Source organism: Stenotrophomonas sp. GD03958 (assembly GCF_029839005.1).
Lineage (GTDB): Bacteria > Pseudomonadota > Gammaproteobacteria > Xanthomonadales > Xanthomonadaceae > Stenotrophomonas > Stenotrophomonas hibiscicola.
Genome location: NZ_JAOBZT010000108.1, coordinates 1 through 9,468 on the forward strand (window position 1 = coordinate 1; position 9,468 = coordinate 9,468).

General features: G+C 65.9%; 7 protein-coding genes. 1 reads left to right on the forward strand and 6 read right to left on the reverse strand.

Annotated elements, in window-relative coordinates; genetic code table 11:
• The 3 genes from N5C25_RS19545 to N5C25_RS19555 all read right to left on the reverse strand — a co-directional run.
• Positions 1–920, reverse strand: a 920-nt coding sequence (locus tag N5C25_RS19545; protein WP_279937701.1) for a Nudix family hydrolase, incomplete at its 3' end; no start/stop codon positions are given.
• Positions 921–1,021: 101 nt separating this feature from the next.
• Positions 1,022–3,754 carry a preprotein translocase subunit SecA gene (gene secA / locus N5C25_RS19550; RefSeq protein WP_058980416.1) on the reverse strand — a complete coding sequence of 911 codons (2,733 nt, stop codon included), beginning with the start codon at positions 3,752–3,754 and terminating at the stop codon, positions 1,022–1,024.
• A 277-nt stretch (positions 3,755–4,031) separates the two neighbouring features.
• On the reverse strand, positions 4,032–4,988 hold the full coding sequence (locus N5C25_RS19555) for a M23 family metallopeptidase (protein ID WP_019661077.1): 957 nt from the start codon (positions 4,986–4,988) through the stop codon (positions 4,032–4,034).
• A gap of 12 nt (positions 4,989–5,000) precedes the next feature.
• On the opposite strand from N5C25_RS19555, the gene N5C25_RS19560 reads away from it, so the two are divergent.
• Complete coding sequence (locus tag N5C25_RS19560) at positions 5,001–5,450, forward strand: DUF721 domain-containing protein (RefSeq protein ID WP_058980417.1); 450 nt, start codon at positions 5,001–5,003, stop codon at positions 5,448–5,450.
• A 282-nt stretch (positions 5,451–5,732) separates the two neighbouring features.
• On the opposite strand, the gene lpxC is transcribed toward N5C25_RS19560, so the two are convergent.
• The 3 genes from lpxC to ftsA all read right to left on the reverse strand — a co-directional run bounded on the left by lpxC (position 5,733) and on the right by ftsA (position 9,464).
• Entirely contained in the window at positions 5,733–6,644 is a 912-nt protein-coding gene (lpxC, locus tag N5C25_RS19565) for a UDP-3-O-acyl-N-acetylglucosamine deacetylase (RefSeq protein WP_019661076.1), read from the reverse strand.
• Positions 6,645–6,815: 171 nt separating this feature from the next.
• Positions 6,816–8,051 (reverse strand): cell division protein FtsZ, encoded by a 1,236-nt coding sequence (gene ftsZ / locus N5C25_RS19570; RefSeq protein WP_058980418.1) that lies wholly within the window; start codon positions 8,049–8,051, stop codon positions 6,816–6,818.
• A 177-nt stretch (positions 8,052–8,228) separates the two neighbouring features.
• Positions 8,229–9,464, reverse strand: coding sequence for a cell division protein FtsA (gene ftsA / locus N5C25_RS19575; protein WP_005408083.1), 1,236 nt, complete (start codon positions 9,462–9,464; stop codon positions 8,229–8,231).
• Positions 9,465–9,468: the final 4 nt, after the last annotated feature.

A 9,468-nucleotide genomic window follows, 5' to 3' on the forward strand; every position in this document is an offset into this window, starting at 1 on the left:
TGGCCGCCATGGCGGCGCGCTTCGGCAATGTGACTGCGGCCCATGCCGCCCAGCGCATAGATGGGCAGTGACACCTGCGCGCGCAGCTCGGCGAAGGCATCCCAACCCAGCGGCACGGCATCTGGATGGCTGGGCGTGGCCTGCACCGGGCCCAGCACGGCGAAGTCGCAGCCCAACTGCTGTGCCGCCCGCAGTTGCTGCAGGTCGTGGCAGGATGCAGCCACCAGCTGGCCTTGGGGTAGCGGGCGCTGCGACAGCTGCAGCAGCTGTTCGCTGCCCAGGTGCACGCCCACGCCCAACGCACGCGCCAGTTCGATATCGCGGTTGAGCAACCATTGCACGCCGCTGCGGCGATGCGCACGCACGACCTGCTCGACCATCGCCTGCCGCTGCGGATGGGCCGTCGGCAACCGCAGTTGGATGCGCTGCTGGCCCGCAGCCACCACGCGCTGCAGCTGTTCATGCCACTGCTGCACGCCGCCCTCATCATCGGCCGGCGCCGGGGTGATCAGGTAGCTGTCGGGCTGGCGCAGGGCGGCCACCACCGGCAGGTCTGCCGGCGGCATTGAATAGCGGCCCAGCTTGTCCGGCGCCACCCAGGTGATCGCCTGGCCCTCCCGCCCACGCGGTGTCCCCTTCCAGCTGCGCACGTGGCGCACCTCCAGGGTCAGGTGCTTGTCCGGATAGCGCTGCGGCACATCCATCAGCCACTCGCCGACATCGGCCTCGATGCCCAGTTCCTCGCGCAGCTCGCGCACCAGCGCCTGTTCGGAGGTCTCGCCGGATTCGCGCTTGCCGCCGGGAAACTCCCACAGGCCGGCCATGTCGCGGTTCTCGGTACGGCGGTTGAGCAGCACGCGGCCACGGGCGTCGGTGATGACGGCGGCCACGACATGGATCGATCGGGTGGGGGAAGGCATGGGGGAAGCATGCCCAGAACAGGGCGGCCGGCGCAATCACGGATCCGCTGCAACTCCCCTGCCACAAACGAAAAGCCCCGCTTTCGCGGGGCTCTTCGGCATCAGCTCAGCTGGCCGTGGCAGTGCTTGTACTTCTTGCCACTGCCGCACGGGCACGGATCATTGCGGCCGATCTTCGGCTCGTCGCGCTGCATCTGCGCCACGCCCTGCTGGGCAGCCTGCACCTGCGCGGCTTCCTCGTCGGCGCTGTAGCCGCCCACGTCCTGGTGCTGGAACTGCGACTGGCTCAGGCGGGCTTCGGCCTGCTGGCGCTCGGCCGCTTCCAGCGCCTGCACTTCCTCGTCGCTGCGGATGCGCACGCGCGACAGCAGGGTCACCACTTCGCGCTTGACGTTTTCCAGCATGTCCGAGAACAGCTCGAAGGCTTCCTTCTTGTATTCCTGCTTGGGCTGCTTCTGCGCGTAACCACGCAGGTAGATGCCCTGGCGCAGGTAATCCATGCGCGCCAGGTGCTCCTTCCAGCTCTGGTCCAGCACGGTCAGCATCACGTGCTTCTCCAGCGCGCGCATGGTTTCTTCGCCCACGCCGGCTTCCTTCTCGGCAAAGTGCTGATTCACTCGTTCCTGCACCTTGGTGGCAATCGCTTCGGCGTCCAGCTCCTCGTGTTCCTTGACCAGGTCGGTCAGCGACATCTGCAGGCCGAAGTCCGACTCGAGGGTCGCTTCCAGGCCTCGCAGGTCCCACTGCTCGTCGATCGAGTTCGGCGGCACGAAGCGGGCCACCACGTCGAAGATCACGTCGTCGCGGATGCCGTCGACGTTGTCCTTCACCGATTCGGCGTCCAGCAGCTCGTCGCGCTGGGCGTAGATCACCTTGCGCTGGTCGTTGTTGACATCGTCGAAGTCCAGCAGGTTCTTGCGGATGTCGAAGTTGTGGGCCTCGACCTTGCGCTGCGCCTTCTCGATCTGGCGGCTGACCAGGCGGTCTTCGATGACGTCGTCTTCCTTCATGCCCATCATGCGCATGGCCTTCTGCACCCAGTCGGAGGCGAAGATACGCATCAGGTTGTCTTCCAGCGACAGGTAGAAGCGGGACGAACCCGGGTCACCCTGGCGGCCCGAACGGCCACGCAACTGGTTGTCGATACGGCGCGACTCATGGCGCTCGGTGCCGACGATGTGCAGGCCGCCCGCCGCCTTCACTGCCTCGTGGCGCTTCTGCCAGTCGGCCTTGACCGCGGCTTTCTGCTCGTCGGTCGCGTCCTCGCCCAGCGCGTGGAGCTCTGCTTCCAGCGAACCGCCCAGCACGATGTCGGTACCACGGCCGGCCATGTTGGTGGCGATGGTCACCGCGCCCGGACGGCCGGCGTTGGCGACGATGGTCGCTTCGCGGTCGTGCTGCTTGGCATTGAGCACTTCGTGCTTCACACCGGCCTTGCTCAGGTGCTCGGACAGCATTTCCGAAGTTTCAATCGAGGTGGTACCGACCAGCACCGGCTGGCCGCGCTTGGCGCATTCTTCGATGTCGGCCAGCACCGCATTGAACTTGCCCTTGCGGTTGAGGAACACCTGGTCCGGGCTGTCCTTGCGGATGGTCGGGCGGTTGGTCGGGATCACCACCACTTCCAGGCCGTAGATGCTCTGGAACTCGAAGGCTTCGGTATCGGCCGTGCCGGTCATGCCGGACAGCTTCTTGTACATGCGGAACAGGTTCTGGAAGGTGATGCTCGCCAGCGTCTGGTTCTCGCGCTGGACCGGCACGCCTTCCTTCGCTTCCACCGCCTGGTGCAGGCCATCGGACCAGCGGCGGCCGGCCAGGGTACGACCGGTGAACTCGTCGACGATGACCACTTCGCCGTCGCGCACGATGTAGTCCACGTCACGCTGGTAGATCGCGTGCGCGCGCAGGGCGGCGTTGAGATGGTGGACCACGGTCAGGTTCTGCGCCGCGTACAGGCCTTCGGTTTCGCCGTTGAGGATGCCGGCTTCCACCAACAGCTGCTCGGCGTGCTCCATGCCCGCTTCGGACAGGTGCACCTGCTTGCCCTTCTCATCGACCCAGAAATCACCTTCGCCGTCCTCGCTCTCCTGCTTGACCAGGTGCGGCACGACGCGGTTGACACGGATATACAGCTCCGGGGAATCGTCGGCCGGGCCCGAGATGATCAGCGGGGTACGCGCTTCGTCGATCAGGATGGAGTCGACTTCGTCGACGATGGCGTAGTGCAGGCCGCGCTGGTAGCGGTCGGCCTTGGACAGCGCCATGTTGTCGCGCAGGTAGTCGAAACCGAATTCGTTGTTGGTGCCGTAGGTGATATCCGCAGCGTAGGCTTCGCGCTTGTCGCTGTGCGGCATGCCCGGATACACCACGCCCACGCTCAGGCCCAGCCAGTTGTACAGCTTGCCCATCTGCGCGGCGTCGCGGCGGGCCAGGTAGTCGTTCACGGTGACCACGTGCACGCCCTTGCCTTCCAGCGCGTTGAGGTACACCGGCAGGGTCGCCACCAGGGTCTTGCCTTCACCGGTACGCATTTCTGCGATCTTGCCCAGGTGAAGCACCATGCCGCCGATCAGCTGCACATCGTAATGGCGCATGCCCAGCACGCGGCGGCCGGCTTCGCGGCACACCGCGAACGCTTCCGGCAGCACCTTGTCCAGGGCTTCACCATCGGCGATGCGCTGCTTGAACTCCGGCGTCTTGGCCTGAAGCTGCTCGTCGGAAAGCTTCTCGATCTCCGGCTCCAGCGCATTGATCTTGGCGACGATGCGGTTGAGCTGGCGCAGCTGTCGTTCGTTACGACTGCCAAATACGCGGGTAAGCAGGCTGTTGATCATTGAAGGAACCGGGTTGGATGGACACGACGCCCGGCCTCCCCCTGGGGATCCGTCCGCCGCAAACGAAACAGGGCGCTTGGCGCCCTGTCGATGGCAACACCCATTGTAGCTTGGGACGGGCGGCTGAGGTTTCAACCCCGAGGGGTAGTGCCGGCCGCTGGCCGGCAACCTCATGATCTTCGGCAGCGTCGCGGATTGCCGGCCAGCGGCCGGCACTACCAGATCAACCGCATCGGGTCAGAGCCCTCCCGCGGCGCGGAAGGGATACGACCCGGGATCAGCCGCGGCTGACGCGGCCGACCGGCGTGTTGCCGCCGTCGCCGAGGAATTTGCGCGGGTTGACCACGTTGCCGTTCTCCCACACCTCGAAGTGCACGTGGGCGCCGGTCGAACGACCGGTGGAACCGGCCTTGGCCACTTCCTGACCGGCACGGACCAGGTCGCCGGCCTTCACCACCAGGCGGGAATTGTGCGCGTAGCGGGTGACGTAGCCATTTCCGTGGTCGACGTCGACCACGTTGCCGTAGCCCCCCTTCACGCCGGCGAAGCTGACCACACCTTCGGCCACGGCCATCACCGGGTCACCGACCTTGGCGTGGAAGTCCATGCCCTTGTGGGTGGCGGCGCCTCGGCCGAACGGGTCGGCACGGGTGCCGAAGCCGGAGGTCACGTAGCTGTTGCGGATCGGCATGCGCGAAGGCACGGCGTTCTGCTGCAGCTGGTGGTCGAACATCAGCGACTCCATCACCGACAACTGCCGGCCTGAAGCAGCGAAGCGCTGCTCCAGCACCTGTAAGTCGGCGTTGACGTCCTTGACCGGGATGTCGCTGGTAGGACCGCCTGCGTCACCGTCACCGAGACCGGGGGTCTCGTTGAAGTCGAACTCGCCATCCTCCAGCTTGCCCATCTGGGTCAGCCGTTCGCCGAGCGCGTTGAGGCGGGTGGCCTGGGCCTGCAGCTCGCCGAGACGGGCCGCCAGCGCGTTGACCTGGGTCTGCGCATCGCGCTTGACCTTGGCCAGCTCCGCATCCTGGCGCTCGACCTTGGCCTGCAGCCGGGAATCATTCAGCGCGCTGACGCCAATGCCGCCAGCAAGGCCGATAATGCAGCCTACCCCGAGCACGCTGCCCAGCAGGGCGCGGGGGCGGTCCTCGAAATAGAACCGCAAACGCGTGATCGGCGACGATTTGGCCTGTCCTTCACGCGTTTTGATTACGATCTTTTTGAATGCCATCAGTGAGTTTTCATGTCTGAGCCGAAATCCAGCGTTCGCCCCGCGTCGGCACCGAAACCGGCGCTGGATGCGGTAATGGCGGACAAAAGCGGGAACCCGCTGCGGCGTGCCCTGTGGCTCGACGCGCTGGACCGACAGTTGCGCCCCCAGTTGCCGCCACCTCTGCGCAGCCGCTGCCGGCTGGCCAATGTGGACGGGGAACACCTCGTTTTTCTCGTCGAATCCCCGGTCTGGCATGCCAAGTTGCGGCTTGCCGAAGCCCAGTTGCTCGACGCGGCCCGTTCCATCGGGCTGAAGGCCACCAAGGTGACCATCAAGACTGCGTCTCCCACTCCCACGCGCTCCCCAGCGCTCGACAACCGGAATGGACCCCACGCAGTTTCAGCCGCCACGCACAAAGGGCTACGCGACGCCTTGGCTTGCCTGCAGGACGTTCCTTCCAAACCGAAGAAACGAACATGATGGCAACGGAGCATCCGGCTCCGCTCCCCGTCGCGCGTGTCACCACGGCGTGAAACATTTCGGGGGCCGGGTCGCATCCTAGCGGCCATCCAAGGGCCTGTCGTTAGATTGTTGTTAAAACAGCGTTAAATTCAGGCTCCGGATCCAACAGGTTCACAAAACCGTGACCTCGAACCGGCCTTGATGCCTTTTCAAGCGCACTGAATGCGTCGTCTTCGCCGGAAACAACAACGCCGCCTTGGGTGGCGGCGTTTTTATCTTTAAATTCAACGGCCTACGGAATCAGGCATAGGCCGGAGTGGCGTATTCGACCGGACCCGGGGTGGCAGGCGAGTCAAAGCTGACCCATTCCCAGGCAGTGGCATCGGCCATCAGCGCCCGCACCAGCTTGTTGTTGAGCGCGTGGCCGGATTTGAAGCCCTCGTAAGCGCCCAGCACCTGGCCACCGGCCAGGTAGAGGTCGCCGATCGCATCGAGGATCTTGTGGCGCACGAATTCGTCGGCGTAGCGCAGGCCGTCTTCGTTGAGCACGCGGAACTCGTCCAGCACGATGGCGTTGTCCATCGAACCGCCCAGGCCCAGGTTGCGCTCGCGCATGTATTCCAGGTCGCGCATGAAACCGAAGGTGCGCGCGCGGGAGATCTCCTTGGTGTAGGCCAGCGTCGAGAACTCGATTTCCTGGCGCGACTGCTTGGCCGGGATCATCGGGTGGTCGAACTGGATGGTGAAGCCCAGCTTGTAACCCTCGTACGGGGTGAAGCGGGCCACCTTGTCGCCCTCGGTCACTTCCACGGTCTTCAGCACGCGGATGAAGCGCTTGGGCGCATCCTGTTCCACGATGCCTGCCGACTGCAGCAGGAACACGAACGGGCCGGCCGAACCGTCCATGATCGGCAGCTCGGCCGAGGACAGTTCGACGATGATGTTGTCCACGCCCAGGCCAGCCAGCGCCGACATCAGGTGTTCGACGGTCTGGATCTTGGCGTCGTTGCAGGTCAGGCCGGTGCACAGGGTCACTTCGGTGACCAGCTCGGCCTTGGCCGGCACTTCCACCACCGGGTCCAGGTCCACGCGGCGGAACACGATGCCATGGTTGACCGGTGCCGGGCGCAGGGTCATGTAGACCTTGTCGCCGCTGTGCAGGCCAACGCCGGTGGCGCGGATCGTGTTCTTGAGGGTGCGTTGCTGGATCATGGGGGATGGACCGGAAGTGACACATTAGATTAACACGCACGCTCCCCTACCCCGGCTGAAACGCCGGCAGGACGCGCGTGAAGCAGGGCGGCCGGGCCCATCCTGGCCCGGCGCCCGCGTTTTCAGGACATGGTGGCGCTACCCGGGGAGGACAACCCCGGGCCGCCCCGCTCAGTCCGCCTGGCGGCGCAGGAACGCCGGGATGTCCAGGTAGTCGTTCGGCAGTTCCGCCGCAGCCGGGGCCGAGGAGGACGGCGCCGACGGGGCCGAAGCGGCCGCGGTATCGCTGCTGGCGCGACGCAGGCCCAGGCCCATGCCGCCGACGGCCTTGGACACGGCGTCGCCACCGTTGTCGAAGTCGCCGAACTCCGGCTGGCCGGTCGTGGCATTGCGGACCAGCTTGATCGGCGCACGCTCGCCCGGACGCTGGGTCTTGCTGGCCGAAACACGGTTCAGGCCGGTAGCGACCACGGTCACGCGCACTTCGTCCTGCATGTCCGGATCCAGCACGGTACCGACCACCACGGTGGCGTCTTCGGAAGCGAAGCCATCGATGGTGCGGCCGATCTCGTCGAACTCGGCCATGGTGAAGTCGGCGCCGGCGGTGATGTTGACCAGGATGCCGTTGGCACCGGCCAGGTTCACATCGTCCAGCAGCGGGTTCTGGATGGCGGCTTCGGCGGCGGCCTGGGCGCGGTCATCGCCACGGGCGGTGCCGGTGCCCATCATCGCCAGGCCCATTTCGGACATGACGGTACGCACGTCGGCGAAGTCGACGTTGATCAGGCCCGGACGCACGATCAGGTCGGCGATGCCCTGCACGGCGCCCTGCAGCACGTCGTTGGCGGCGCGGAAGGCCTGGATCATGGTCGCGTTGCGACCCAGCACGGTGATCAGCTTCTCGTTCGGGATGGTGATCAGCGAGTCGCAGTGCTGGCTCAGTTCCTCGATGCCCTTCAGCGCCACCTGCATGCGGCGACGGCCTTCGAACGGGAACGGCTTGGTGACCACGGCCACGGTCAGGATGCCCATTTCCTTGGCCAGCTGTGCCACCACCGGCGCAGCGCCGGTGCCGGTGCCGCCGCCCATGCCGGCGGTGATGAACACCATGTCCGCGCCCTGCAGCGCGTCCATGATGCGCTCACGGTCTTCCAGCGCGGCCTGGCGGCCGACTTCCGGGTTCGCGCCTGCGCCCAGGCCCTTGGTCACGTTGGTACCCAGCTGCAGCTGCAGCTTGGCACCACAATTCTTGATGGCCTGCGAGTCGGTGTTGGCGGTGATGAATTCCACGCCGTCCACCGCCGAGTTGACCATGTGCGCCACGGCATTGCCGCCGCCGCCGCCCACGCCAACCACCTTGATCACCGCATTGGGTGCCATCTTTTCGATCAGTTCAAAATGCGCCATGTCCGTGTCCTCGTTGTATCCGCTTGTCGGTGGCATGGACGGTCGGGCCTCCTGCCTTCGCGTGTCATGTTGCCGTTGCGGCTGTGTGGGTTGTGTATTGCGTTGTTGCGTTGTTGCGTTGTGATGCGGGTACTGCGGGTGTTGCGCCGGGCCGGGCCCGGAGTTGCGGGTTCCGCGTCAGAACTCGCCGCGGAACCAGGTCTTGAGTTTCTTGAACATGCTTCCAGCGCGCCCGGTCGGCAGCGATGGCCGGCGCGGGTGCTCGATCTGGCTGCCCATCAGCAGCAGGCCCACGCCGGTGGCGTGCACCGGGTTGCCCACCACTTCGCCCAGGCCGGTGACGTGCTGCGGGATGCCCACGCGCACCGGCATCTGCAGCATTTCCTCGGCCAGTTCGACCACGCCCTCCATCTTCGAGGCGCCACCGGTCAGCACCATGCCGGCGCGCACCAGTTCCTCGAAGCCGGAGCGGCGCAGTTCGGCCTGCACCATCTCGAAGATCTCCTCGTAGCGGCCCTGCACCGCCTGCGCCAGCGAATGGCGCGGCATGCGGCGCGGTGGACGGTCGCCCACCGACGGCACCTGGATGCTTTCCTCGGCGGTGGCCAGCTGGGCCAGGGCGCAGGCGTAGCGCACCTTGATCTGCTCGGCTTCCGGGGTGGGCGTGCGCAGCATGTGCGCGATATCGTTGGTGACGTGGTCGCCGGCGATCGGCAGCGAGGCCGTGTGGCAGATCGCACCCTGCACGAACACCGCGATGTCGGTGGTGCCGGCGCCCATGTCGACCAGCACCACGCCCAGCTCGCGTTCGTCAGCGGTCAGCACCGCCACGCTGGAGGCCAGCGAGGACAGCACCAGGTCGTCTACCTGCAGGCCACAGCGCTGTACGCACTTGCTGATGTTGGCTGCGGCCGACTGCGCGCACACCACCAGGTGCGCATGCACCTCCAGGCGCACGCCGGTCATGCCGACCGGGTTGCGGATGCCTTCCTGCGAATCGTCCAGCACGTACTCGCGCGGGATCGCGTGCAGGATCTTCTGGTCGGCCGGAATCGCCACCGCCTTGGCCGCATCGAGCACGCGATCCAGGTCGCCCCAGGTCACTTCCCCGTCGCGGATCGGCACGATGCCGGGCGAGTTCTTGCACTGCACGTGGTTGCCGGAGATCGAGGCGTACACCGAGCGGATCTCGCAGCCGGCCATCAGCTCGGCTTCTTCCACCGCGCGCTGGATCGACTGCACGGTCGATTCGATGTCCACCACCACGCCGCGCTTCAACCCGCGCGATTCGTGCGAGCCGATGCCGATCACTTCGATCGGGTTGCCCGGCGAATACTCGCCCACCAGCGCCACCACCTTGGAGGTGCCGATGTCCAGGCCAACGATCAGCGATTTGTCACCCTTGCGATTCATGTCC